This window comes from Pleomorphomonas carboxyditropha (genome assembly GCF_002770725.1).
GTDB lineage: Bacteria > Pseudomonadota > Alphaproteobacteria > Rhizobiales > Pleomorphomonadaceae > Pleomorphomonas > Pleomorphomonas carboxyditropha.
On the sequence record NZ_NQVN01000001.1, the window covers coordinates 714,570 to 740,240 of the forward strand.

At 62.5% G+C, this 25,671-nt stretch carries 26 protein-coding genes and 1 pseudogene; 12 read left to right on the forward strand and 15 right to left on the reverse strand.

Annotated elements, in window-relative coordinates; translation table 11 throughout:
- Nucleotide 1: 1 nt before the first annotated feature.
- From CJ014_RS03365 to CJ014_RS03375, 3 genes are all read left to right on the forward strand, one after another.
- Nucleotides 2-469 (forward strand): hypothetical protein, encoded by a 468-nt coding sequence (locus tag CJ014_RS03365; RefSeq protein ID WP_100079074.1) that lies wholly within the window; start codon nucleotides 2-4, stop codon nucleotides 467-469.
- Nucleotides 466-948: a periplasmic heavy metal sensor gene (locus CJ014_RS03370; protein ID WP_245427033.1), complete on the forward strand. Its 483-nt coding sequence runs from the start codon at nucleotides 466-468 to the stop codon at nucleotides 946-948. Before CJ014_RS03365 ends, CJ014_RS03370 begins: the two co-directional genes overlap by 4 nt.
- Before the next feature lie 268 nt (nucleotides 949-1,216).
- Nucleotides 1,217-1,987 carry an alpha/beta hydrolase family protein gene (locus CJ014_RS03375; RefSeq protein WP_245427035.1) on the forward strand — a complete coding sequence of 257 codons (771 nt, stop codon included), beginning with the start codon at nucleotides 1,217-1,219 and terminating at the stop codon, nucleotides 1,985-1,987.
- Nucleotides 1,988-2,085: 98 nt separating this feature from the next.
- Here CJ014_RS03375 and CJ014_RS28110 read toward each other — a convergent pair.
- Nucleotides 2,086-2,261, reverse strand: a pseudogene (locus tag CJ014_RS28110) (IS5/IS1182 family transposase); the annotation flags it as partial.
- Between the two features lie 369 nt (nucleotides 2,262-2,630).
- Between CJ014_RS28110 and CJ014_RS03385 the strand changes: the two are divergent.
- The 9 genes from CJ014_RS03385 (at nucleotide 2,631) to CJ014_RS03425 (ending at nucleotide 12,437) form a co-directional block, all read left to right on the forward strand.
- Nucleotides 2,631-3,020 (forward strand): hypothetical protein, encoded by a 390-nt coding sequence (locus tag CJ014_RS03385; protein ID WP_100079076.1) that lies wholly within the window; start codon nucleotides 2,631-2,633, stop codon nucleotides 3,018-3,020.
- Nucleotides 3,017-3,631 (forward strand): SH3 domain-containing protein, encoded by a 615-nt coding sequence (locus CJ014_RS03390; protein ID WP_100079077.1) that lies wholly within the window; start codon nucleotides 3,017-3,019, stop codon nucleotides 3,629-3,631. Before CJ014_RS03385 ends, CJ014_RS03390 begins: the two co-directional genes overlap by 4 nt.
- Before the next feature lie 278 nt (nucleotides 3,632-3,909).
- Nucleotides 3,910-4,533, forward strand: a complete 624-nt coding sequence (locus CJ014_RS03395; protein ID WP_245427038.1) for a DUF3313 domain-containing protein — start codon at nucleotides 3,910-3,912, stop codon at nucleotides 4,531-4,533.
- A 147-nt stretch (nucleotides 4,534-4,680) separates the two neighbouring features.
- On the forward strand, nucleotides 4,681-5,805 hold the full coding sequence (locus CJ014_RS03400) for an efflux RND transporter periplasmic adaptor subunit (protein WP_341769959.1): 1,125 nt from the start codon (nucleotides 4,681-4,683) through the stop codon (nucleotides 5,803-5,805).
- A 1-nt stretch (nucleotide 5,806) separates the two neighbouring features.
- Nucleotides 5,807-6,898, forward strand: coding sequence for an efflux RND transporter periplasmic adaptor subunit (locus CJ014_RS03405; protein ID WP_245427041.1), 1,092 nt, complete (start codon nucleotides 5,807-5,809; stop codon nucleotides 6,896-6,898).
- Nucleotides 6,895-9,945, forward strand: coding sequence for an efflux RND transporter permease subunit (locus CJ014_RS03410; RefSeq protein ID WP_100079079.1), 3,051 nt, complete (start codon nucleotides 6,895-6,897; stop codon nucleotides 9,943-9,945). The genes CJ014_RS03405 and CJ014_RS03410 overlap by 4 nt, the downstream gene beginning before the upstream one ends.
- A complete protein-coding gene (locus tag CJ014_RS03415; RefSeq protein ID WP_100079080.1) occupies nucleotides 9,929-11,236 on the forward strand; it encodes an alpha/beta hydrolase in 1,308 nt (435 codons plus the stop codon). The genes CJ014_RS03410 and CJ014_RS03415 overlap by 17 nt, the downstream gene beginning before the upstream one ends.
- Nucleotides 11,237-11,286: 50 nt before the next feature.
- Nucleotides 11,287-11,478: a hypothetical protein gene (locus CJ014_RS03420; protein ID WP_100079081.1), complete on the forward strand. Its 192-nt coding sequence runs from the start codon at nucleotides 11,287-11,289 to the stop codon at nucleotides 11,476-11,478.
- Nucleotides 11,475-12,437, forward strand: a complete 963-nt coding sequence (locus CJ014_RS03425; RefSeq protein WP_100079082.1) for a LysR family transcriptional regulator — start codon at nucleotides 11,475-11,477, stop codon at nucleotides 12,435-12,437. Before CJ014_RS03420 ends, CJ014_RS03425 begins: the two co-directional genes overlap by 4 nt.
- Here the strand turns inward: CJ014_RS03425 and CJ014_RS03430 are convergent.
- From CJ014_RS03430 to CJ014_RS03495, 14 genes are all read right to left on the reverse strand, one after another.
- Nucleotides 12,434-12,658: a DUF2274 domain-containing protein gene (locus CJ014_RS03430; RefSeq protein WP_100079083.1), complete on the reverse strand. Its 225-nt coding sequence runs from the start codon at nucleotides 12,656-12,658 to the stop codon at nucleotides 12,434-12,436. The genes CJ014_RS03425 and CJ014_RS03430 overlap by 4 nt on opposite strands.
- A gap of 2 nt (nucleotides 12,659-12,660) precedes the next feature.
- On the reverse strand, nucleotides 12,661-13,800 hold the full coding sequence (locus CJ014_RS03435) for a TraB/TrbI/VirB10 family type IV secretion system protein (RefSeq protein WP_100079084.1): 1,140 nt from the start codon (nucleotides 13,798-13,800) through the stop codon (nucleotides 12,661-12,663).
- Entirely contained in the window at nucleotides 13,800-14,753 is a 954-nt protein-coding gene (gene trbG, locus CJ014_RS03440; RefSeq protein ID WP_100079085.1) for a P-type conjugative transfer protein TrbG, read from the reverse strand. The genes CJ014_RS03435 and trbG overlap by 1 nt, the downstream gene beginning before the upstream one ends.
- The gene (trbF, locus tag CJ014_RS03445) at nucleotides 14,750-15,439 is read right to left on the reverse strand and encodes a conjugal transfer protein TrbF (protein ID WP_100079086.1); all 690 of its coding nucleotides are present in this window, start codon (nucleotides 15,437-15,439) and stop codon (nucleotides 14,750-14,752) included. Before trbF ends, trbG begins: the two co-directional genes overlap by 4 nt.
- Entirely contained in the window at nucleotides 15,436-16,749 is a 1,314-nt protein-coding gene (trbL, locus tag CJ014_RS03450) for a P-type conjugative transfer protein TrbL (protein ID WP_100079087.1), read from the reverse strand. Before trbL ends, trbF begins: the two co-directional genes overlap by 4 nt.
- Nucleotides 16,750-16,752: 3 nt before the next feature.
- Complete coding sequence (gene trbK-alt, locus CJ014_RS03455; RefSeq protein ID WP_100079088.1) at nucleotides 16,753-17,043, reverse strand: putative entry exclusion protein TrbK-alt; 291 nt, start codon at nucleotides 17,041-17,043, stop codon at nucleotides 16,753-16,755.
- A gap of 10 nt (nucleotides 17,044-17,053) precedes the next feature.
- Entirely contained in the window at nucleotides 17,054-17,818 is a 765-nt protein-coding gene (gene trbJ / locus CJ014_RS03460; protein WP_100079089.1) for a P-type conjugative transfer protein TrbJ, read from the reverse strand.
- Entirely contained in the window at nucleotides 17,815-20,271 is a 2,457-nt protein-coding gene (gene trbE / locus CJ014_RS03465) for a conjugal transfer protein TrbE (protein WP_100079090.1), read from the reverse strand. Before trbE ends, trbJ begins: the two co-directional genes overlap by 4 nt.
- 10 nt (nucleotides 20,272-20,281) lie before the next feature.
- Entirely contained in the window at nucleotides 20,282-20,563 is a 282-nt protein-coding gene (locus CJ014_RS03470; RefSeq protein WP_100079091.1) for a VirB3 family type IV secretion system protein, read from the reverse strand.
- A complete protein-coding gene (locus tag CJ014_RS03475) occupies nucleotides 20,563-20,895 on the reverse strand; it encodes a TrbC/VirB2 family type IV secretion system protein (RefSeq protein WP_100079092.1) in 333 nt (110 codons plus the stop codon). The genes CJ014_RS03470 and CJ014_RS03475 overlap by 1 nt, the downstream gene beginning before the upstream one ends.
- On the reverse strand, nucleotides 20,892-21,875 hold the full coding sequence (gene trbB / locus CJ014_RS03480; RefSeq protein ID WP_100079093.1) for a P-type conjugative transfer ATPase TrbB: 984 nt from the start codon (nucleotides 21,873-21,875) through the stop codon (nucleotides 20,892-20,894). The genes CJ014_RS03475 and trbB overlap by 4 nt, the downstream gene beginning before the upstream one ends.
- A 145-nt stretch (nucleotides 21,876-22,020) precedes the next feature.
- Entirely contained in the window at nucleotides 22,021-22,482 is a 462-nt protein-coding gene (locus CJ014_RS03485; protein WP_100079094.1) for a ribbon-helix-helix domain-containing protein, read from the reverse strand.
- A gap of 11 nt (nucleotides 22,483-22,493) precedes the next feature.
- The gene (locus tag CJ014_RS03490) at nucleotides 22,494-24,482 is read right to left on the reverse strand and encodes a conjugal transfer protein TraG (protein WP_100079095.1); all 1,989 of its coding nucleotides are present in this window, start codon (nucleotides 24,480-24,482) and stop codon (nucleotides 22,494-22,496) included.
- A gap of 183 nt (nucleotides 24,483-24,665) precedes the next feature.
- Nucleotides 24,666-25,577 (reverse strand): LysR family transcriptional regulator, encoded by a 912-nt coding sequence (locus CJ014_RS03495; RefSeq protein WP_100079096.1) that lies wholly within the window; start codon nucleotides 25,575-25,577, stop codon nucleotides 24,666-24,668.
- Between the last annotated feature and the right edge of the window lie 94 nt (nucleotides 25,578-25,671).

Genomic DNA, 25,671 nt, shown 5'->3' on the forward strand with positions numbered 1-25,671 from the left:
TATGAAGATCGAACGCTTTACGTCGCTGGCGCGAAGTTACGGAGCGAACATCGATCTGTGGCCCGTCGAGGAGCGGAGCGATGCGCTGGCTCTGCTGGGCAGCTCGAAAGTGGCGCGCGCCGTTCTTGCGGAGGAGCGCTTGATGGATGATGCGCTCGCGGCGGCGCGCAGGCATCAAGAGATCTCCCTGTGGCCGCCGGGCGAACGCAATGCCGCCTTGGTGCGCCTGAGAACGAACGTCGCTGCGCGAATAGCGCCGGCACCATCCGGACCTTCCCGGTTCGGTGCACGGCTTTTTGCGCATGTTCGCGGACTATGGCCCGATCTGAATTGGATCGGTCTTTCCTCCAGCGGCGGAATCGCGGTGGCGGCAGGTCTTTTCATCGGGATGCATTTCCCGAGCTTACCCGCCTCCGGTGACCTGCTCTCTACACTTCAGATCGCATCGATCCCAATTTTCATGGAATGAACAGCAATATGGTTCAAACACAGGATGGCACAAGAAAATGGTTGCGAATTGCTCTTCCCGTCTCGCTCGTGTTGAACATGTTCCTTCTCGCTTTCCTGGGGGGGCAAATGCTGCGTGTGACACCGGAGGTTCAAAGAGGTGATGATCCTCTGGCTCGCATTCTGGCTGTTGCGGAAGCGACTCTTCCTGCTTCAGACGCCAGGTTGTTCCGTCAGAGTCTTCTCAAGGAAGAACCGCGATATGCGCGAGCCGTGAGGAAAGTTACCGAGGCTCGGCAAGAAATGCTGAAACAGATGTCTGCTGATCCGTATGATCCTGTCGCAACCCTGGCGGCCCTCAGTGCAACGCAGTCCGCCTGGACGGAGTTCATGGACGCAATCGGCGGTCCATTGGTGGATGCGATTGGTCAAATCTCCCCCGAAGGAAGGCGCACGGTGGTTGCCGACCAAAAGGCAAAGGGAATACTGCGCGTTCCGTAACAGTCGCCGATCCAGCGTGGGCCAGACCGATCAGTTATCGCACGATCGCCTGCCGCGTGTCCGACGGCTTCATCGCACCGGTCTTGACCACCACCGAAAGGGTCTCCTGTAGAAGAGCCATTGTCCTTCCCTGACTGCCGCTCACCATAAGATCTCAGATATGAATGGCGCTCCGAAAAAATCCAGCCGGAATGTCGCATCGGGCGGTGCACTTCGTATCAGTAGCAATTCATCCATCTGCGGGTTTTGCGATACTGGACGGAATAATATGACTGCTGATCAACAGCCCGTTTTGTTGGAATTGGGAGAGCAGAAAACTCTCGAACTGTTTGTTGCTCGGCCCGCTTCTGACAGTTCATTGCGAGGTGCTATTCTCTTTGTCCACGGCCATCAGGATAGCCCTCGCATAGGTGGCCGCGGCATGGCCGAAGATGGAACGTTGGCACGTCTGGCAACCTGGCGTTCGATCATCGCGGCCTCTGTGTCACAACCCGGCTATGGAGGTTCCAGCGGGCCTCCGGACTTCTGCGGCCCCAAGACACAATTCGCAATCCGGATGGTACTCGATCATTTTGAACAGGAACATGATGTCGGGCGCTCGGCAACCATACTCTATGGGGTCAGCCGTGGCGCGATAGCGGGGGCGATGGTCGCCTCTCAGGAACCAACACTCGGTGGAGTTATCCTCGTAGCGGGCATCTATGATCTGGAATCGGCTTATGGAAAAACTATTCCGGGTATCCGCGCAAATATCGAGGCCGAGGCAGGCACTACGCCAGAAGCATTTTCAGCTCGTTCAGCATTTCTCCACGCTGACAAAATTCGAACGGAAACCCGCATTCTGCATGGGCGGCACGATGACCGTGCGCCTGTGGACCAAGCGATTAGATTCGCAGAGATCGTGAAGCGGAACGCCCCTGTTAACGTGGCCTTGTTCGACTGTGGACACTTCGTGCCATTTCCGTTGAGAAGATCGACGGTACTCCCCCTCTACGACAGAGTTTTCGGAGAAACGCCACAGCAACTGCCCAAGCTCTGAACCGTCCTAAAATCCTTGAGGTGAGTCTTGATCAAGTGACGCGTGGTATTGCCGCCAGATCATCAATCATCCGCATCAAGAGTTTTTAGACGGTCTGACGGACTGTCGTGGTAGCGGACGCAAACCCCATCATCCGACAAGTTGAATGTATGCTTGCCAGCCCTGCCATCAGCCGGGTCGGCAGCGGCTGCATACCTGATCCATCCTGAGAGACCTCGCCAACACGCTCTTCCAGAAACGGCCGGACGATCATCTGCGCCAACTGGACCAGCTCTTTTGCATGTCCTTCCACGGCTGCTGCTCACTATGAGATCTCAGATCTGAATGGCAGCCCCGAAAAAAAATCCAGCCGGAATGTCGCATCGGGCGGCGCACTTCGTATCAGTAGCAATTCATCCATTCGGGGAAGCTGCTGATGATTGAAAAATACCGACCGAAACCCACCGCAGCGCTGGCGCGGCCAAGGACCCTTTGCCTCAGCGCCAACCAGTTATGGAATAGGTCAATCTTTCAGAATGCCCCGTTGCCTCGAACCCTTGGCAACAGGCCGGATGGCGATTGCTGATAATTGTCTTTCGCACCGTGGCAAGAAAGAAACTGCCTCGGACATCGACCCTCTATTCAGGATTACAAGCGAGGGACAATGGATAAGAGGAGCGGTTTTACCTTCTTTGCGTTGATGCTGCTTGCCGGCATTTCCGTCTCTGTTAGCGCGGCTGCCCGCGAGCGGACCGTCACTATCCCATGGGCGAACGAATCCACCGAGGCGCTCTGCTTCCCGATGGAAAACGGAATGCCGAATACCGTTTGCGTCACTCTGTATGCCGACGAGGACGGATACGAGCTGTGCGTCGCCGACATGATGGCTTCGAGGGAGAGATGCATCAGCAATTATCGCTCTGCCGATCCCGATGACAGCCCGGAGGAAAATCGTTGGAGCGTATTCGATCCTGTAAACGCCCGGACAAATTTCACCGGTGTGGCCGAATGCCCAACGCACGGGATTGATCACTTCAAAAGGAGAAAGGCATGAACAGAAAAATGTGGCCCACGCGCCGCTATGTGCTTGGCGCATTTGCGGCAGTGTTGGTGGCCGTGATGTCCGGCCCCGCGTTGGCGGCAACGCGAGGCGCGACAGTTTCCAGCGTCAACCTAAGGGCCGGACCGGGGACATGGTATCCGATCGTCATGACAATGCCGCCCAGTGCAGCTCTGACCATCTATGGATGTCTCGACGCGGCCTCCTGGTGCGACGTCTCATGGGGAGGGGCACGCGGCTGGGTCTCTTCCAACTATGTCAGCATCTACTATCAGGGCCAAACAGTAGCTCTTTCGCCGGCGCTCATTCCGATGATCGGATTGACCGTTGTCGCCTTCAACCAGGCTTACTGGAATAACCACTATGGCGGCCAGCCGTGGTACGGACAATGGAACACCTATTATCGCAGCGGCCCGGGTTACGGCGGTGTTGCGCGAGGTGGCTGCGTTGGAGCTGCATGCGGCGGTTCTGCCGTTGTTCGCGGCCCTTACGGCGGCGGCGCCGCAGCACGAGGAGCATGCGGCCCAGACCGTTGCGCCGGTGGCGCGATCTTGCGGCGGCCTGGTGGCGGCCTCGAATTCCGTAGGGGCGTCGTGGAGCGTTAAGACGTACCGCAAGCCGGAGATGAGCACACGCCGTCCCCGTTCATATCCGGATCGTTAGCCATGACGCAGGCCAGGCCGAGGCGGATCACCGCCTCGGGATTTTCGTTCAAAAGCTGAGGACCATTCTGCCGGTGAAGAAAACACCGTGACAGCGGGCCATGCACATGAGGTGAACTTTGGATAATCGCGCAAATAGTCCAACTCCGATTTCCGGTCCGTCCCAGGCACCTCGGAGGCGGCCTTCCAATATTTGGGTGCGTGGCCTGGCGACTTGCGCGATGGCACTCGCCCTCGCCGCCTGTGCGACAACGCCGCCACCGTCTGTAGCGCTGTCTTCGTCGGCGTTTCTGCGCCCGACCTCGGACAAGACGAGGCCTTATGCCTACCGTCGGCCGGATGCGAATTTCGCAGCCTATAGAAGTGTCATTATCCCACCCACAGCGATCTACGCCGGGCCGGACGCACAATTCGGCAAGATGTCGGCCACCGACCAACAGGCACTCGCCAGCTACATGCATCAGGAATTTTCCAAGGTCCTCGGCCGGCGCCTTCAACTCGTTGCACAGCCCGGACCGGGTACGTTGCGCGCCAAGCTGACACTGACCGGTGCAGAAGCAAGCACACCGGTGCTGTCCACCGTTTCGCATGTTCTGCCGGTCGGCCTCGTCGTCAATGCGGGCGCCCAGGCCACTGGCGGTCGCGGCACATTCTCCGGCTGGGTGTCCTATGCCGTCGAGATTGAGGATGCCCAGACCGGCACCCTGCTCTACGCCCACGTTGCGAGCAGGAGCGCCAACGCGCTCGACATCACCGCCAATTTCGGGGGGCTCGACGCGGCAAAGGCCGGGGTGCGCTCGGCGGCGGACCAACTGGACAAAGAGTTGGCCCGCGAAGCCAGATAGCTGAGGACGTCCATTGCGCCAGCCGCTTCACTCACAGCGGCTGAAAGCGTCCTGTCGTCAAGACATGAGAAACGCGGAGGGCCAGAAATCTGTAGGCGCCCAGCCGCGCAACCGATCGCAGGAGATCATACTCTGACCGGAAATTATTTGAAGAAGCAAGAGCGACATAGTGCCGGCAGGTATAAGCATCACGTTCGCCTTTCCACCATTCCGTTCCGCATGATTGGTCTCAGTCTGCTCGGCCTGTTGCTTGCCGCATGCGACGACAATGCCAAGACAACAGCCGCACCACCGCAATCGGTACGCGTGATTCACGCAGCAATGATCGAGCATCAGCGCAGCACGGGCGTCACAGGCGAGATACGAGCACGCATACAGACCGACCTCGCGTTCCGCTCCGCCGGCAAGGTCATAGAGCGGCGGGTGGATATCGGTTCACATGTGCACGCCGGAGATGTTCTTGCGCGGATCGACGACACCGAGCAGCGCGCGGACGTGGAGTCGGCTGAGGCTGGTCTTCTGGCGGCGCAAGCGACACTCAATCAAAAGAACCTCGCGTTTCGGCGCTCTCAGACATTGGTGGAGACACGCGCAATCGCCCAGTCGACCTACGACCAGGCGAAGGAGGAGCTGGCAACGGCAGAGGGGTCGCTCGAATCCGCCAAAGCGTCCCTGGCGATCGCTCGCGATGCACTCTCTTACACCGAACTCAAAGCCAATGCCGACGGCATCATCACTGCGCGCAGCGTCGAGGTCGGGCAGGTCGTATCAGCCGCACAACCTGCCTTAACGCTCGCCCATGACGGTCCCCGTGATGCGGTCTTCGATGTCTTCGAGGCATTTTTCCTGGCGGGGTCACCGGGCGACAAGGCGACCGTGGTGCCGGTCTCGAATCCTGGCGGTGGTATCCCTGCAAAGGTGAGAGAGGTCGCGCCGGTCATCGATACGACGACCGGAACGATTCGCGTGAAACTGGCGCTTCCCGATAATGTCCAATGGTCCCTTGGAACGTCCGTGATCGGCGCTTTTCACACGCCTCCAGACACTGCAATCACACTGCCATGGAGCGCGATGACGTCGGACGGCGGGAAGCCCGCAGTTTGGATCGTGGATGCAGCAACGCGAACCGTCGCGCTTCGCCTCATCACTGTCGCAAGTTACCGGGCAGGCGAGTTCACCGCTGCAAAGGGGATCTCCGCACAGGAACTGGTCGTTACGGAAGGCGGCAAGTTTCTGCGACCCGAGCAGGTCGTGAGTTGGGAGGGCAACTGACATGAAGCACCCCTCCTCGGCCATGCTGCTCGTCATTGTAACGGTCTGCGCCTCCTTCCTACCCTATCATTCCGCTGCTGCGGAAAACGCACCGCCACGACCCGTAATCTGGATGAACGTCGCCGCCGATCGTTCCGAGGCCCTGGATTTTGCCGGTGTCGTTCAGCCGCGCGTCGAGACTGAACTCGCCTTCCGGGCTCTTGGCCGTGTCATCGCGCGGCAGGTTGAGATAGGCGACGTCGTCAGGAAGGGCGACATTCTCGCGGAGATCGACCCGCTCACGCTGAAACTCGCCGTGCTTAGCGCCCAGGCTGATCTCAGAAATGCAAATGCCCAACTGGAGAATGCCGCGATCAACGAGCGACGCAAGCGCATGCTCGCCGCAACCAACACGGCCAGCGCGGCCGATCTCGAACTTGCCGAGCAGGGCCTCAAATCGGCAGAGGCGAATGTCACGAAAGCGCAAGCCAATCTGGCCAAGACCAACGAGCAGCTTGGCTATGCTCGGATAGAGGCCGAGTTCGACGGCGTGATCACCTCGACCTCCGTTGAGGTGGGTCAGACCGTAACAGCCGGACAGTCCGTCCTGAAACTTGCACGCCTCGACCAGCGCGATGTCGTCATCGACGTTCCTGAGGCGCAGGTTTCGTCTATCGGTTCGTCTACTCGTGTCGACATTGCGCTGCAACTCGACGACCGCTTGCGGACGTCTGGACGAGTACGCGAAATCGCTCCGCAGGCCGATACGGACACCCGAACCTACAGGGTGAAGATCGCCCTGGACACGGCGCCTGACGTCTTCCGCTTCGGTGCGGTCGTAACCGCCACATTCACAGACGGCCGGCAGGCTCACGACGTCGTGCTGCCCCGCTCGGCTATCGTCGAGAAGGACGGCGTCCCCGCCGTCTGGGTTATCGATCCGCATGCCCTGACGGTGTCGGCCCGCGCCATTCTCCTAAATCAACCCGGGCCGGAAGACCCGCTGGTGCGGGTCTCTTCGGGTCTGAACACAAACGAAAGTGTTGTGGTCGCGGGTGTCAGTGAACTTCAGGAGGGACAAAAGATCAGGCTTGGACAGGAGTTGCGCCAATGAAGAATTTCAATCTTTCGGAGTGGGCGCTCGAACATCGTTCCTTCGTCTGGTATTTCATGATCGCTTTCGCGGTCGCCGGCATGTACGCCTATCTCAACCTCGGACGCGAGGAGGATCCGTCCTTTACCATCAAGACGATGGTGATCCAGGCACAGTGGCCTGGGGCCTCGGCCGAAGAGGTCACCCAGCAGGTCACCGATCGTATCGAGAAAAAGCTCCAGGAGCTCGACAGCCTCGATCGGACGCGGAGCCTCACGACCGCCGGCAAGACCACGATCTTCGTTGATCTTCTGACGACCACCCAGGCACGCAATGTCCCGGCGACATGGCAACGCGTCCGCAACATGATCGGCGATATCCAGCAGCAGTTTCCGTCAGGCATCGTCGGACCGTTTTTCAACGATCAATTCGGCGATGTTTACGGAAACATCTTTGCCTTCACCGCCGACGGCTTGAATCAGAGGCAGTTGCGCGATCTCGTCGAGGATGCCCGCACCAAGGTCCTTACAGTGCCGAATGTCGGCAAGGTCGATATCATTGGCGCCCAGGACGAGGTAATCTATCTCGAATTCTCCACCCGCAAAATCGCCGGACTCGGCATCAATCAATCCGACATCGTCGAGACACTGAGCGAACAGAACGCTGTCACGCAGTCGGGTGTCATCCAGGCCGGTCCGGAACGGATTGCGTTGCGGGTTGGCGGCCGTTTCTTCTCTGAAGAAAACCTCCGTGCGATCAATCTGCGGATCAACGATCGCTTCTTTCCGCTGACCGACGTCGCAACGATAACGCGCGGTTATGTCGACCCCCCATCGTCGCTGTTTCGCTTCAATGGCAAGCCGGCGATCGGGCTGGCGATCGGTATGAAGGCGGGGGGCAATCTGCTCGAGTTCGGCGAGGCGTTGGACGACATGATGTCTCATGTCGTTCAAGACTTACCCATAGGAGTCTCGGTTGGCCACGTGTCCGACCAGCCAGCGGTAGTCGACCAGGCCGTCTCGGGTTTTACGAAGGCCCTCTTCGAAGCCGTGGCTATCGTGCTCGCCATCAGCTTCATCAGTCTTGGTCTGCGAGCGGGGCTCGTGGTTGCGATCTCCATACCGCTCGTGCTGGCCATCACCTTCATGGTGATGCAGTATTGCGGCATCTCTCTCCAGCGCATCTCGCTCGGTGCGCTCATCATCGCGCTCGGCCTTCTGGTCGACGACGCCATGATCGCCGTCGAGATGATGGTTGCCCGCCTGGAGGCCGGCGACAATCTGCGAAACGCCGCGACCTTCGTCTACACGTCGACCGCCTTCCCCATGCTGACCGGAACGCTCGTCACCGTAGCGGGCTTTCTGCCGATCGGATTCAACAACAGCAATGCCGGCGAGTTCACCTTCACACTCTTCGTCGTGCTTGCGGTTTCCCTCACCGTGTCCTGGATCGTTGCCGTCCTGTTCACGCCGCTCCTCGGCGTGACGATCCTGCCAAAGACGATGAAGAAGCACGAGGATCATAAGAGCCGCTTCGGCGCGCTCTTCTCCTGGCTGCTCCAGCTTTGCCTACGTTTCCGCTGGATCACCATCATCGCGACGGTTGCCGCCTTCGGCCTTTCGGTCGCTGGCATGTCCCTGGTGCAACAGCAATTCTTTCCTGCCTCCGATCGTCCGGAACTGATCGTCGACTGGAACCTGCCGCAAAACAGCTCGATTGCCGAGACCAACCGGCAGATCGCGCAGTTCGAACGCGAAAAGCTCATCGGAAATCCCGACATCGATCACTGGTCGAGCTATATCGGTCGCGGTGCACCGCGCTTCATTCTCTCCTTCGACGTGCAGTCCGACGACCCGACCTTCGGCCAAATCGTCATCGTGTCGAAGAGCCTCGACGTTCGCGACCAGCTCAAGGCCGACCTGCAGGCTTATTTACACAAGACCTTCCCAGGCACCGATGCCTTCGTAAAAACGCTGGATATCGGTCCACCGGTCGGAAGGCCGATTCAATACCGCATCTCCGGGCCGGACATCCAAAAGGTCCGCGAACTCGCGCAGAAAACAGCCGGTATCGTCATGTTGCATCCGTCGCTGACCGGCCTCGTATTCGACTGGAACGAGCCGGCGCGTGTCGTCAAAATCGACGTGCTTCAGGATAAGGCGCGGCAACTTGGCGTTTCGTCGGAGGACATCGCAACCGCTCTCAATGGCGTTGTCCAGGGTGGGACCGTGACCCAGGTGCGCGATGCGGTCTACCTGATCAACGTTGTCGGGCGGGCACAAGCAAAGGAACGCGCCTCCATCGACAACCTGCTCGACCTTCAGTTGCCGAGCGCCAGCGGTAAATCCATCCCACTCTCTTCTGTTGCGAGATTCGATTACGAGCTCGAGCAGCCGACGATCTGGCGGCGCGACCGCATTCCCACGATTACGATCAAGGCCGGTATAAACGACAGCACCCAGCCTGCAACGGTCGTCAACCAACTCGAAGCAAAGATCGACGAGCTGAAGGCCTCGTTGCCGCCGGGATACGACGTCGCGGTCGGCGGAACGGTGGAGGAAAGCGCCAAGTCGCAAGCGCCGATCATCATGGTGGTCCCGGTGATGATCTTCGTCATGACCACGCTGCTGATGATCCAGCTCCAGAGTTTCCACCGGCTGTTCCTGGTGTTTTCGGTTGCTCCGCTGGCCCTAATCGGCGTCGTCGGAGCTTTGCTGCTTAGCCGCGCGCCGCTCGGCTTTGTCGCGATCCTTGGTGTTCTTGCTCTGATCGGCATCCTTATCCGCAACTCGGTCATTCTGATCGTCCAGATCGAAGACCTGCGGAAGACGGGAGTTCCTACCTGGAAGGCGGTCATCGAGGCGACCGAGCACCGGATGCGGCCGATCATGTTGACGGCAGCAGCGGCAACCCTGGCATTGATCCCTATTTCTCATGAAGTGTTTTGGGGGCCTATGGCTTACGCCATGATGGGCGGCATCGTCGTCGGAACTGTCCTGACCCTGCTCTTCCTTCCCGCTCTCTACGTGACCTGGTTCAGGATTCCCCGCGATGTCGAAAACAATTGATTTTACGACCCCGCGGCAGCGGCCCTCGTCGCGGGATGTCGTTGCGGCACCCAAAGCCTGCCCGCTCAGTTCGCGCGCATGGGAAAGGCGCATCTTGGTGTTTCCGCTACTTATTTCCCTGCTCGGCGGCTGCGCCGGCCGGCCGGAGAATGTCCTTCAGCCCGTGGCGGTGACGACCAACGATATAAGCCGCGTCGACATGCTGGTCGCAACCACCCGAAAACCCGCTGCTGATCCCGGCGAGCTTTATTCCGGCGAGCGCGGAACGGCGATCTCGCTGAACAACCTTACCGTTTCCATCCCGCCGGATGAGAATAGAAAGGTCGGGGAGGTCCAGTGGCCGAAGCGCGTGCCCCCGAACCCTGAGAAAGAGTTCGCCGTGCTCAAGGACGAGAAGGTCAGCTCAGAGCAGCAGGCGCTCAACTGGTTTCGCAAGAACCGTAATGCAAAGCGACAGGTGATCATCTTCGTGCATGGGTTCAACAACACCTATGCCGATGCTGTCTTTCGTTTTGCCCAGATCACCCACGACGCGGGAACCGATGCCGCGCCGATCCTGTTCACCTGGCCCTCCCGTGCCAGCGTTCTCGGCTATCTCTACGACAAGGAAAGCACGAACTATTCACGCCGTGCCCTGGAGGATTTGATCATCCAGGCTGCCCGCAGCCCTGACGTCGGCGATATCACGATCCTTGCCCATTCCATGGGGACATGGCTGACAGCGGAGGCTCTGCGTGGGATCGCGATGCGCGAAAAGACGATCCCGGCGAAGGTCCGCAACGTCGTGCTGGCGTCGCCCGATATCGATGTCGACGTCTTCCGCCGTCAGCTCATAGAGATGGGACCGAAGCGGCCGCAGTTCACCATTTTTGCCTCGACGCGCGATCGTGCCCTGGAGGTTTCGAGATGGATCTCTGGTGGCGTCAACCGTGTCGGCGGTATCGATACCACCGCTTATACCGACGTGCTGAAAAGCCTTGGGATCACAGTGATCGATACCAGCACCGTGCGTTCCAAGGACGCCCTCGGTCACAACGCCTTTGCCGATAGTCCGGAAATTATTGGGCTCCTTGGGAAACGTCTGGCTGGGCAATCCCTCGAGGGCGGCCAGGTGACATTGGCCGACCACGTCGGGATGGCGGCAATCGGCACCGTCAATCTGGCCGGGTCCGCAGCGAGGACGGTCGTTGCGGCGCCGATGTCGGTGGTTAGCCCCGAAGCGCGAAAGATCTTCCAGCGGGAACTGTCCGGGGCGTCTGGAGGCCTAGTCAATGGCGAGATCGCCTACTGACCGTAAGCGAGGTTTTGTCCTTCGCTTTTTACGATAAAGGGAAATCGGCAATGAACGTCACTTATGATTTTTCCGGTTATATTGTACGCTTTACTGGCGCTGCCAGCGGTATCGGGCTAGGCGTCGCCCAGGGAGGAAGCGCCGAGTTCGTTCATCTCGATGTGGCCTCACAACGAGAGATGGATGACATCGTCACCAATCTTCTGCCAAGACCGGCGCTCGACCATGGAGCGCCGGAATGAGGCGGCGGCCATGCAGAAAACTGTCGAAGATCGATGACAAACATACCCGACAGCATCAGGTGCTCGGCACGCGGATTCCTCTTGCGGCATTGATTCATGCCGTAGCCGTTGGGGAGCACCTGAACTTTCGCCATGCCGCCGTCGCTCTTGGCGTCAGCCAATCCTCGGTCAGCGAGCGTATTCGCGCATTGGAGGAAACGCTGGGCGTGCGGTTGTTTGAGCGAGGACATCGAGGGGTGCGGCTCACTGAGGCTGGACGCTTCTTTCTCGTGCATGTCGCCGATGGAATCGAGCAGCTCGACTATGCGGTAAAGACCGCCGGCATGATCGGCGGCGGAGCGTGCGGACGCATCCGCATGGGCGTGCCCACGACAATCGCTACCGGCTTTCTGGCGGAGTTGCTGCACCGCTACCGGAAACAGTGGCCAGGCGTGGAGTTGGAACTGTTCGACGGTCGAGCCCGAGACGCGATCTTTCTGGTGCGCGACGGACGGCTCGACGTGGCCTTTGTGGCGGCGATAACCGAAGTCCCCGATTGCCACTCGCGGCCGCTTTGGACAGAATCCCTGTTCGTCGCCATGTCGGACAACGACCCTCGCGCGGATGCGAAAGGCCTGTTCTGGCGCGATCTGTGCGATGATCTCTTCCTGGTTCGCTATGATGGGACCGGACCGCAGGAGCATGACCACATCGCGCGCAGGTTCGCCGAACGGGGCCTTCATCCGAAGGTGCAGCGATGCGACGTGGATCGCTGCATGCTCTTGTCGATGATTGCCGCCGATTATGGGGTTACGCTGGCCAGTGAGGCTACCAGCCGGATCACCATGTCTGGTATCACCTTCATCCCCATTATGGACGAACCGGAGCCGATCACATTCGGGGCCGTATGGTCGCCACACAATAACGGCAAGGCGCTTCGAGGGCTTCTGGACATCGCGCGCAAGCAAGCCACGATCTAGGCTGAAGCGGTCCGCCGCGCCTTGGCGAAACCGCGATCCGTGGCGATGAACCGCTCCAGCATCGGCACAATCAGCTTCACGGGATCGGTCACAGGTTGACCGGTCTCGCGGGCCAGCACCTCGGCATAGTCGGCAAGGCTGCGATGGAGTTCGGCAGGCAACTCCACCGTGATCTTCACGGGCTTGTCGTCGGGCAATGGCCCCAGCTTCAGTTTCGTCATCATCAACCTCCTGTATTCTCGAATATCAGGTCGCGTGTCACAATGACCCTGACTGGGAAACCCGGCCGGATGGTCAACGTCGGTGCGACCTGCAACTGGCGCTGGATGATCTGCTGACCGGCCTGATTGATGGTGTCCTGCGCGCCGTCGCGAATGGCCCGGATCAGGCGGTCCTCGTCGTCGGTCGCCAGCTCCGTGCCGACGGAAAGCAAGGTCGAAAGCCCAGCCGCTTTCATCAGATCCCACCAGTGATAATCGACGCCATCCTCAAGCCCGGCATAGCCGGACGCATCCGCGCCAGGCTGGCGCTCGAGAACGATGGAGCGGCCGCCCGGCAGGATCAGGCGATTCCAGACCAGCAGCACCCTGCGCTGGCCGAAGGTCACGCCGTCATCGTATTGGCCGATGATGCGCGTGCCCTGCGGGATAAGGAGAAGGCTGCCGGTCGGACTGTCGTAGACATTCTCCGTGACCTGGGCCGTGATCTGCCCCGGCAGGTCCGAGCGGATGCCGGTGATAAGCGCGGCCGGTATGACGGCCCCAGCCTGAAGGATATAGGGCGATGCCGGCGGCACGACGCGATCGGGCGCGACAGTGCGCCGATCGACGGGGCCATTGAGGAAGGTCGCGTGCCGGTTCTGCGTGCCGGTCGCGCCGGTCTGCCCGGAGAGACCCAGGTCGGCCATGCCGGGTGGAGCGGCGCTAGCAGGGGTCCCCGTGCCTGGTGCGGTCTGGAAGAAGACACGGCTTACGCGCGCGGCTTCTTCCTCGGCGAGACGGCGCTGCTCCTCGGGATCGACGGCTGGCGTCGTCATGACGGGCGGCGCAACCGGCTGTCCCCTGTTCTGCGCGTCGAGGATCGGTCGGCCGAGGTCGCCGGGCAACGCGGGGCCGAGTATTGGCCCGGTATAGTCGCGCGGCAGACCGGCGAGGCCGTCCGCCGTGGGCCGGTTCTCGGTCGAATAGAGTTCTTTGCCGCCCGGTCCCGCATCGCGGGTCTGGAGCGCGTAGATCAGCGTCCCACCGATGCCGAGAAACGCGACCGCGCCGACGCCAGCGAGCATCTTGCGGGACAGGCGCGTGACGCGCGGGGCTTCCGCGCGAAGCCGCATCGGTGCGGCATTGGTTTCAGTGTCGGTCATTACGATGGCCTCCCGTCCGTGCGGACAATCCTGACGGTCTGTTGCTGCTTGCCGCCGCCAAGGCGCAGCTCGGCCGCGCCGAACAGACGGTCCACGATCAGGACGTTTTGATGGATGCGGCTGTTGGCGATCTGCGCCTCGCCGTCCGCGCCAAGCACGAAGATCGGCGGCATTTCGCCCTGCACGATGCCGCGCGGAAACTCGACATAGACCCTGCGGCCGTCGTCATAGACCGCGACGGGCTTCCACGGCGGATTGTCGCCGGTCAGGCCATAGCGGTAGTCGCGCGTTGCGACGGCCGGAATGATCGGCGTGGTGGGCACGGCCTGGCGCTGGCTGGCCGGTGGCTGCGGATAGGCCCAGGCGACGGAAGGCATATAAGGCTTCTCGCCGGATCGCAGCTCGAGCAAGTAGGTGCGTCGGTCGGTCGTCACGACAAGATTGGTCGTAATGTCCGGCCGGCTCGGCTTCACGAGGATATGGACGCGGCGCGTGACACCAGAACCGGATTCCGTGTCGCCGATAATCCAGCGGGCCGTGTCGCCGGCCGCAATCGGCCCCGCGCCGGTCAGACTCTCGCCCGGCTCAAGCGCAATGTCGGTGATCTGGCCGGGCGCGGCATAGACCTGATAGAGCGCGCCTTCGCTCCACGGATAAATCTGGATGGCGTTGTAATAGCCTTCACGGCGCGGCTGCACGCGGGCGGCGGCATTGGCGTTCTCGACGCGGCCTGTCGCGGTGCTGGCGGTCTGGCCACCGCGCGCAACGGTCCAGGCGGGCGGAATATGGATCGGCCGCGGCCGGTCGTCGGTAACGGCCGCGGGGATAGCCGGCAGCGGCGGCACGTTGGCGTCATAGCTGATCTGCGGCGGCTTGTAGGTCGCGCAACCGGCCAGTGCGGTCGCGGACAGCATGACGGCGGCAAGCGCGGGTTTATGGAAAGCCTTGCTCATTGGCTCATTTCCCGCGACCACGAAATTGCGTTGACGTAGATTCCGAGCGGATTGCTCTTGAGCCGGTCGACGTCGCGAGGCGGCTGGAGTACGATGGTCAGGATCGCGGTCCATCGCTCTGTCGAGGCGAGCTTGCCGTCTTCATAGTGCTGTTCGGTCCAGGCGATGCGGAAGCTGTCGGGCGAGGCGCGAATGACGCTCGACACCTCGACGGAAATCTGTTGTTTGCCGACTTTCGTGAACGGGTCGTTTGCCCTCGCGTAGTCATTGAGCGCCGCCGCGCCGCGATCCGTCGTCCACTCATAGGCGCGAAGCCAGTTCTGACGGACAATGATGGGGTCGGACGGAATGCTTCTGACCTGCTCGATAAAGCGGGCAAGGTGCCACGCCACTTGCGGGTCGGTCGGGCGATAGTCGGCCGTTGCCGGCGCGATGGCCTGCGCCTGGCCGAGCCGGTCAACCTGCACAACCCAAGGCACGACGGTTCCCCGCGCGGTCTGCCAGACAAGCGCGGACGCGAGGCCAGCCGAAAGGATGAGAGAGCCGAACGCCATATAGCGCCAGTTACGCGCCTGGACGCGGGCCGAGCCGATACGCTCGTCCCAAACCTGCGCGGCCTTCTGATAAGGCGTTTCGGATTGCGGGGTCTTGCCGTAATGCACGGCGGGTCGCTTGAAGATGCTCATGTGCGGTCGCTTTCAGAGAGGTTGACGGAAGAACCGGAGGCGTGGCTGTCGCCGGAGCGGACGGCGTGCGCGGCGGTCTGAACGGCATGGGCTGTCTGGCCGCCCTGTCGCATCCGCTGCGCCCAGCCAGGCGATGCGCCAGCGGCCGGCGCGGATGCCGACGTGCTGCCGGCTGATCCTGCGGGCGGCGTGCCGCCCGTCGCGCCGAATCCGGCCTTCACGCCTTCGGAGAAACTGGATTTGACGCTTGCTGCCGCCCGGCGAAGCGGTGACGTGGCCGCGCTGCCTGCGGCACGTGCGACGCCGCCCAGGCCGGATGCGACGCCTGCCGCGCCGGACTGACCGAACGAACCAAGGCTATAGGCTGCGGATGCTGCGCCGGCTGCGGTTGCGCCGCCGCGCACGGCGGCTGCGCCTGCCTTCGCGGCAAGTCCGGCCGCGCCGCCTGTGGCAAGTGCTGCGCCGCCAACAGCAAGTCCGGTGCCGACTGCTGCGCCCGCGCCAAGCTGCGGACCTCCGCTGACAAGGCCGGAAGCAATGCCGGGGCCGAAGATGCCCAGGCCGACGAGCGACAATGCAGCGAGCACGACGGCCATGGCGTCGTCGATGCTCGGCGTCTGGCCGCCGAAACCAGCCGTGAATTGCGAGAACAGCGTCGAGCCGATGCCGACAATGACGGCGAGCACCAGAACCTTGATGCCGCTGGAAATCACGTTGCCAAGCACGCGCTCGGCCACGAAGGCGGTCTTGCCGAACAGGCCGAACGGGATCAGCACAAAGCCCGCCAGCGTGCTCAATTTGAACTCGATCAGCGTCACGAAAAGCTGGATGGCGAGGATGAAGAAGGCGAGGATGACGAGCGCCCAGGCGAACAGCAGGCACGCGATCTGAATGAAGTTCTCGAAGAACGCAACCCAGCCCATAAGATCGGAAATGGAATCGAGCAGAGGCCGTGCGGCATCGAGGCCGGTTTGCGCGACCTTGCCCGGCCGCATCAAATCCTGCGCGGTGAAGCCCGTGCCGGATGCTTTCAGGCCCAGGCCGGCAAAGCTGTCGAAAACGATCTTCGCAAGGTTGTTCCAGTTGCCGATGAGATAGGCGAAGACGCCGACGAACAGCGTCTTCTTCACCAGCCGCGCAATAATGTCGTCGTCCGCGCTCCAGCTCCAGAACAGAGCCGCTAAGGTCACGTCGATGACGATGAGCGTGGTCGCGATGAACGCGACCTCGCCGCCGAGCAACCCAAAACCGGAGTCGATGTAGCGGGTGAAGGTGCCGAGGAAATTGTCGATGACGCCAGCGCCGCCCATGCGTCACCGCCCTTCGCTGGTGTTGGAAGCGGGCGCGGCCGGCGCGCGCGTGCGGCCGAGAAAGCGGTCGCGAGTTTCGGCCCATACGCGCAGGCATTCCGCGTCGCTGGCGGCCGTTGCCCCAAGCTGCTGGCACCGGCGCCGCCCTTCGCGCAGCGGGTCGCGGTCGGGCTGGAGAAGACGCGGCGGCGATGCCGGCGCGTCCTCCTTGCGGGTCATTTCGATGGCCGTCGCCGTGATCGCGATGGCCACGAATACGATAGCGCCCAGCCGGGCCAGCATCTTGCCGTCCATGGCTGCGCCCTCAATTGCCGTTATTGAACATCTGCGCGTTGCCGGGCGTGTAGCCGCTGCCGGGCGTAAGGAAGCGGCGGCGTTGCTCGCGGCCCTGTTCGGCCGCCGCCGTCCGTTCGGCTTCGGTCAGCGCGCCCGCCCGGCCGTTGGCTGCAAGAAGCGCCACAAGGTCGGAAAGCTGCTGCGATTGCAGGGCAAGGATTTGATTGCCCGCTTGCGTTGCCTGGAGAGCGCCGGTTGCCGACTGGCTGCGGCCGACAAGCTCCGACATTTGCGTGCGGTTGCTGTCGATGTTGCCAACGACACCGGCCTGAACGCGCATGGCGTCCTGCAAGCCGCCGACCGTGTTTTTCCAGCGGGCGCGGGCGTCAGCGACGAGTTGCTGGTTGCTCGCCGACATGGATACGTTGCCGTATTGCTGCTGGAACGCCTGGTCGATCTGCTGGACGTTGAAGGCGATGTTCTGCGCCTGGTTCAAAAGCTGCTGCGTCTTCTGAACCGATTGCTGAATCTGCTGGAGCGCCGAATATGGCAGGCTCGCCAGATTGCGCGCCTGGTTGATGAGCATCTGCGCTTCGTTCTGGAGGCTGGTGATCTGGTGGGTGATTTGCTCCAGCGAGCGCGCGGCGGTCAGCACGTTTTGCGCATAATTCGACGGGTCGAACACGATGATGGCGTGCGCGGGCGTCGCGATCATCGACGACACGACTAGCGGCGCGGCGAGCATGGTCGCGGCCATGAAGACGGCGCGCGAGCTGAAAGGGCGAATGGTCATGATTGGGTCTCCTTTTCGGTTTGGGGGATGAGCGTCGGGAAGCCGGGGAGAAGATCGACGGCCCAGCCCACTTCGCGGGCCGCGAGCCACGCGGCGAGGAAACCGTCGCGGCCGTGATCGGCCACGATCTGCGCAATGAGCGTCTGGTCGGTTTTCGAGGATGCGGCGCAGAGCGAGAGGCCGACTTCGGACAGGCCCAGTTCGAAGAGGCGATTACCCCTGCGGCTTTGGCAGTAGTAATCCCGCTTCGGCGTCGCCCTTGCGAGGATTTCTATCTGCCGGTCATTCAGGCCAAATCGCCGATAGATGGTCGTGATCTGCGGCTCGATGGCGCGTTCGTTCGGCAAGAGCAGCCGCGTCGGGCAGCTTTCGATGATGGCCGGCGCGATAGCTGAATTGTCGATGTCGGACAGGCTTTGCGTGGCGAAGATAACGCTGGCGTTCTTCTTGCGCAGCGTTTTGAGCCATTCGCGGAGCTGGCCGGCGAACCCCTCGTCGTCGAGCGCAAGCCAGCCTTCATCTATGATGAGAAGCGTCGGCCGCCCGTCGAGCCTGTCGCCGATGCGGTGAAACAGATAAGCCAGCACGGCGGGCGCAGCCCCGGTGCCGACAAGCCCCTCGATCTCGAACGCCTGCACGTCGGCCGCGCCCAGGTGCTCGGCCTCGGCGTCGAGCAGCCGGCCATAAGGACCGCCGACGCAATACGGGCGAAGGGCTTGTTTGAGGTCGTTGGATTGCAACAGCACCGCAAGGCCGGTGATGGTGCGTTCTCCGACCGGCGCGGAGGCAAGCGATGTCAGCGCCGTCCAGATGTGTTCCTTCACCTCCGGGGTGATCGTGACGCCTTCGCGCATGAGGATGGCCACGATCCAGTCGGTCGCCCAGGCGCGTTCATAGGTATCGTCGATCCGGGCAAGCGGCTGGAGCGATACGGAAACGTCCGAACCTTCGGTCAACCCGCCGCCCAGGTCGTGCCAGTCGCCGCCCATGGCGAGCGACGCGGCACGGATGCTGCCGCCGAAATCGAAGGCGAACACTTGGCTGCGGTCGTAACGGCGGAACTGCAAGGCCATGAGCGCGAGCAACACGCTCTTGCCTGCGCCTGTGGGACCGACGACGAGGGTGTGGCCCACGTCGCCGACATGAAGGGAAAACCGGAACGGGGTGGAGCCTTCGGTCTTTGCATAAAGCAGAGGGGGCGCACCGAAATGCTCGTCCCGTTCCGGCCCCGCCCACACCGCTGAAAGCGGGATCATGTGGGCGAGATTCAAGGTGCTGATAGGTGGCTGCCGGACGTTCGCGTAGGCGTGGCCAGGAAGCGAACCAAGCCATGCGTCAACCGCGTTGACCGTCTCCACCATGGCGGTGAAGTCGCGGCCCTGGATGACCTTTTCGGCCATCCGCAATTTCTCGTCGGCAATCCGGGGATCGGCGTCCCATACCGTGATGGTGGCCGTGACGTAGGCCATGCCCGCCACGTCGGCCCCCAGCTCCTGCAAGGCCATGTCGGCGTCGGCTGCCTTGTTGGCGGCATCCGTATCGACGAGAACGGACGCCTCATTCGTCATGACCTCCTTCAAGATCGCGGCGATGCTCTTGCGCTTGGCGAACCATTGGCGGCGGATGCGGGTCAGCAGCTTGGTCGCGTCGGTCTTGTCGAGCAGGACCGCGCGCGTGCTCCAGCGATACGGGAAGGCCAGCCGGTTCAAATCGTCGAGCAGGCCGGGCGTCGTCGCGGTCGGAAATCCGATGACGGTCAGGACGCGGAGATTCTGGTCGCCCAAGCGCGGCTCCAGCCCTCCGGTCAACGGCTGGTCGGCGAGCAGCGCGTCGAGATAGATCGGCGTTTCGGGAACGCGGACGCGATGCTGGTTGGTCGAAACTGTTGAGTGCAAATAAGTCAGCGTGGCGCTGTCGCTCAACCAACCGCACTCCGGCATGAAGCCGTCGAGCAGCGCCAGCACGCGGTCGGTGCGGTCGATGAAACCGCGCATGACTTCATGGGGGTCGACGCCCGATTGCTCGCGGCCCTCGTAAAGCCACGTCTCGGCGCGGGCGGCTTCCTCGGCCGGGGGCATGTAGAGAAAGGTCAAGAAATAGCCCGACACGAAATGCGCGCCGGCTTCCTCGAACGCGGCCTTGCGCTCGGCGTCGAGCAGCCCGGATGCCGGATCGGGAAAGGTGCTGTCGGGATAGGTCGCGGCTTCGCTGCGCTGCGCCTCCACGAAAATCGCCCAGCCCGATCCGAGACGGCGGAAGGCGTTGTTGATACGGCCGGCGACGGCGACCAGTTCGGCCGCGACGGCGGAATCCAGATCGGGACCGCGAAACTTCGCCGTCCTCTGAAAACTCCCATCCTTGTTCAAGACGACGCCAGGGCCGACAAGCGCGGCCCAGGGCAGATAGTCGGCAAGGCGACTGGCGGTGCGGCGATATTCGGCGAGGTTCATCATGGACGCGCCCTCACGCTGAAAGGTTCGCGGGGATGCGAAGATGCCGCCGCCCGACTTCGACGAATTGGGGATCGCGCTTCGCCGCCCATACGGACGCGAAATGACCGACCGCCCATATGGCGAGGCCGACCAGCCAGAGGCGCAGGCCGAGGCCCACGGCCCCGGCCAGCGTCCCGTTCATGATGGCGATGGAGCGCGGTGCGCCGCCGAGCAGAATATGCTCGGTCAGCGCCCGGTGGACCGGGACAGTGAAGCCCGGCACCGCGTCGAGCTGTTCGAAACCGCCCGCCATCAGACGAGCGCCCCGCCGCCGAACGAGAAGAACGACAGGAAGAAGCTCGATGCCGCGAAGGCGATGGACAGACCGAAGACGATCTGGATGAGTCGGCGAAAGCCGCCCGAGGTATCGCCGAAGGCCAGTGCGAGGCCGGTTGCGATGATAACGATTACGGCGATGATTTTTGCGACCGGCCCCTCGATGGATTCGAGGATGGATTGCAGCGGTGCTTCCCACGGCATTGAGGAGCCGGACGCATGGGCGGCCGGTGCGAACATGGTGCTGATGGTGAGCGTGGTTACGGCGGTCGCAACGAGGCGATAGCCGCGCGAAAGCGTGTGGATCATGAAGGGTCTCCTGTGCTGGGGTTGGTGGCTGGGGTGATGCGGTAGTCGCCGTCCGGGCCGAGCCCTTCGACGCGGGCGAGTTCGGCCAGCCGGCGCGCGGAACCGCGCCCGGAGAGGACGGCAACAAGGTCGATGGTCTCCGCGATCAGGGCGCGCGGGACCGTGACGACGGCCTCTTGAATGAGCTGTTCAAGGCGGCGGAGCGCGCCGATGCCGGAGCCGGCGTGAATGGTGCCAAGCCCGCCCGGATGGCCGGTGCCCCACGCTTTCAGAAGGTCGAGGGCTTCCGCGCCGCGCACCTCACCGATGGGAATGCGGTCGGGGCGCAGGCGCAGCGAAGACCGGACCAAATCCGATAGCGTCGCCACGCCGTCTTTCGTCCGCATGGAGACGAGGTTTTCGGCGCGGCATTGCAGCTCGCGCGTATCCTCGATGATGACGACGCGATCCGACCCCTTCGCCACCTCGGCGAGCAGCGCGTTGGTGAGCGTGGTCTTGCCGGTCGATGTCCCGCCCGCCACGAGGATGTTGGCGCGGGACGCGACGGCCGCGCGCAGCGTCGCGGCCTGGTCGGCGGTCATGATGCCTGCGGCCACATAGTCGTCGAGCGTGAACACCGCGACGGCGGGCTTGCGGATGGCGAAGGTCGGGCCGATGACCACGGGCGGCAATAGCCCCTCGAACCGCTCGCCGCTCTCGGGCAGCTCGGCCGAGACGCGAGGGCTGCGGGCATGAACCTCCGCGCCGACATGGTGGGCGACCAGGCGCACGATGCGTTCGCCATCAGCGGCGGACATCATCTCACCCGTATCGGCCAGCCCTTCGGACAGCCGGTCCACCCAAATCCGGCCGTCTGGATTCAGCATGACCTCGACCACGGCCGGGTCTTCGAGATACCGCGCGATGGCCGCGCCGAGCGCGGTGCGCAGCATCCGCGCGCCGCGCTGGATCGCTTCCGGTTTGTGGTGAGTGGCAGTCATATCGGCCCCGTTTCCTGACGGGGCGCAACAGATGGTCCCCGCAACGGGGTCGATTAAAAGAGCCTGAAATCGGGCCTATTCAACAACTATCGAAGAGGGTGCGGTGATCGGCGGCCATCGGCGGCGAATAGGATGGATTGAATATTCAGGTATGGTCTCGATCCGTCTCGCACTGATCTTGCGATGGACGATCTTGAAGCGAATCGACATCGCGCGACAGCTCTTTGAGGAATCTGTCGCCGGTCGCCAGACGCCGGCCGAGCGACTGCATGAAGCCCTCGAACCGTTCGGCTCCCTTCGCGCGGGCGGAGGCTTGCGCGCTCTCCGGCAGCGGCGGCGTGGAGGCAAGCCAGATGCGGATGAACAGCGAGACGGTCTCGCCGAGCACGGCGAGATCTTCGTCGAGCGTGTCGATCTGACGGCCGAGCTTGTCGAGGCGGCGCGACATGGCCGCTTCCAGCCGATCCGACGTGTCGCCGGACAGGAAGGATGCGACGGCGGCCTCGACGATGGCGGACTTGGACACTTGCCGGCGCAGCGCCAGCGCCTCGACCTGGGCGAGCAAGTCCGGGTCGAAATAGACGTTCATGCGGGTTCGGCTGGTCATCGGCGTGTCCTTCAAAGCTCGATGCCGTCGCCGGGGTCGAGCGAGGCTTGCCGCGCCACCGTCCGCATACGCGAACGCATGGCGCGAGCCTTGGCCGCGTCAACGTCCGGTTCGTCGTCCAGCAAATCGAACTCCTGGTCGGGCGGGTGTGGCAGCGCAACGATTTCCTCATGCTCGGGCAATTCCGGCTCGCGGCGGATGCCGGCATTGTCAGGATCGCCCTCGCTCCCACTGTTTGCGGTCGTGTGCGTGGCCTTTGCTGCCGTCACTACGCGGCTCGACCAGTCGTCGGATGATGGGTTTGGCGCGGACGGAACGGATGCCAGATCGGGCGGCGGTAGGAGGCGTTCCTGAAACCGTGCGTCCTCGAAGTAGCGCGCCTTCTTTGCCCGGATCGGCGGCGTGCCGGCGACCATGACGATTTCCTCGGTCGGCGGAAGCTGCATGATCTCTCCGGGCGTCATGAGCGGCCGGGCAGTCTCCTGTCGCGAGACCATGAGATGCCCTAACCACGGCGCGAGTCGGTGCCCAGCGTAGTTGGTGGAATCTCGTAGCTCGGTCGCGGTGCCGAGCGCATCGCTGATCCGTTTCGCCGTGCGCTCATCGTTGGTGGCGAAGGCGACGCGGACATGGCAGTTGTCGAGGATCGAGTTATTCGGCCCATAAGCGCGTTCGATCTGGTTGAGCGACTGCGCGATCAAAAAGCTCTTGAGGCCGTAACCGGCCATGAAGGCCAGCGCGGATTCAAAGAAGTCGAGACGACCGAGCGTCGGAAACTCGTCGAGCATCAAGAGCAGGCGATGACGCTTGCCGGACGTATGCAATTCCTCGGTCAGCCTGCGCCCGATCTGGTTGAGGATGAGCCGGATGAGAGGCTTGGTGCGGTTGATGTCGGAGGGCGGCACAACGAGGTAGAGCGTGACCGGCTCCAGGGTGCCGACCAGATCGGCGATGCGCCAGTCGCAGCGTGCCGTTACACGGGCCACGACAGGATCGCGATATAAGCCCAGGAACGACATGGCCGTGCTCAACACGCCCGACCGCTCGTTCTCGGACTTGTTCAGCAGTTCTCGCGCCGACGACGCGATGACGGGATGGACGCCGGCTTCTCCGAGATGCGGCGTGTCCATCATCGCGCGTAAGGTGGCTTCCACCGGACGGCGTGGATCGGACAGGAAGTTGGCGACGCCTGCCAGCGTCTTGTCCTTCTCCGCGTAGAGGACATGCAGGATCGCGCCGACAAGCAGCGAATGCGATGTCTTTTCCCAGTGGTTTCGTTTGTCGAGGCTGCCTTCGGGATCGACCAATATGTCTGCGATATTCTGCACGTCGCGGACTTCCCATTCACCCTGCCGCACCTCCAGCAGCGGGTTGTAGGCCGAGGATTTGGCGTTGGTCGGATCGAACAACAGGACGCGGCCGTGCTTCGCCCGGAAGCCTGCTGTCAGAGTCCAGTTCTCGCCCTTGATGTCGTGGACGATGGCCGAGCCCGGCCATGTCAATAAGGTGGGAACGACCAAGCCGACACCCTTGCCGCTGCGCGTCGGCGCGAAACATAGGACGTGTTCCGGCCCGTCGTGGCGCAGGTAGTCGCAGTCGTAGCGGCCGAGCACGATGCCATCGGGGCCGAGCAATCCGGCGGTGCGGATTTCCCTGTCCTCCGCCCATCGCGCCGAACCATAGGTCGCGACGTTTCGGGCTTCCCGCGCCCGAATGATCGACATGAGGATGGCGGCGGCTATGGCCGTGAGGCCGCCCGACGCCGCGATGCCGCCGCCCTCGACAAAGATCGAAGGCGCATAGGCGTCGAAAGCATACCACCACCAGAACAGTGCAGGCGGATAGTAGATCGGCCAGCCGGCCAACTCGAACCATGGATTGCCGAGTTGGGATTGAAAGCCGAGCCGCCAGGCGGTCCATTGCGTCGCCGCCCACGTCGTCACCACAACGATGGTGAAAACCACGGCGATCTGACCCCATAGGATTCGGCCTCCGCGCATACGGACTCCAGTCGGCAAAAGAGACGGAGCCGATCAGAGAGTAGGCAAAATCGGGACAGGCAACAGGAAAGATGATGCGGGAGGGCTGCCGGATACTATCGGCGGCAAATAGGACGGGTTGCGTCAGGGCAGCCGCCCGCGCTGGTGTCTTACAAGGATGGTCGAAACGAATCGCGGAGAAATTCAGCCGGTGCGGACTTGCCGGGCCATTTCGCTGGCAAGGGTGAGCAGGTTTCGGAGGGCCGCGCCTTGATTGAACGGCGACCAGATGGCCGAGAATGCAACTGGCTCGGGCTCATCCGTGATGGACAAGAAAACAACGCCTGATGTTTGCAGAAGCGACGTTGCCGCACCCGTGACGGTGATGCCGAAGCCTTGTCCGACCATCGACAGCAGCGTGCCGCGCTCGACATCGAAACGAAGGATCGACGGCGCCGACCAGCGCCCGGCGAGGCGCAGCACGATATGGTCATGCACCTGCGGCCCGGTGCCGCCATAGCGGACGAGGAAGGTCTCACCTGCAAGGTCGGCCCATGTGACGGTGGACTGTCCGGCGAGTGGATGCCGCTCCGGCAGCGCGGCCAGAAGCGGTTCGGTCCAGATTCGCCGGGCATGGCAATCGGGCAGTTCGGGCCTGCCGGCTACGAACACGATGTCCAGCCGGTCGGCGCGAAGCTGCATGACGGCATCGCGGGCCGTGCCTTCCGTGATCTCGACTTCGATGCCTGGATGCTCGGTGCGGTATCGCTCGATCAACTCTGCGAGGAAGCTACCGGGGATGAAGGCATGAACGCCGAGGCGCAGGCGGCCGCACTCCCCCGATGCCGCCATGCCAGCCGTTTTCACGGCATGGTCGATTTGATCGACGCCCACCGCTACATGCTCGACGAAGCGGCGACCGGCTTCCGTCAGCCGGACGCCTCGCGCATGGCGCTCGAACAACAGGACACCAAGGTCTTCCTCCAGCGCCTTTACGCGGGTGCTGACGCTCGACAGGCTGACGCCGAGCGCATGGGCCGCATGGCGAAAATTCAAATGCTCGGCGACGGCGAGCGTCTGTATCAGCGATGGCAGGTTGATGCGTGAGCCGAGCATAGATGCCCGACCAGTTGTGCGAAGATGACGGGGTTGCTGAGAGCCGATGACCAACTCTTCCGAACTCCCTCATCTCAAGACACTGAGGTTGGCC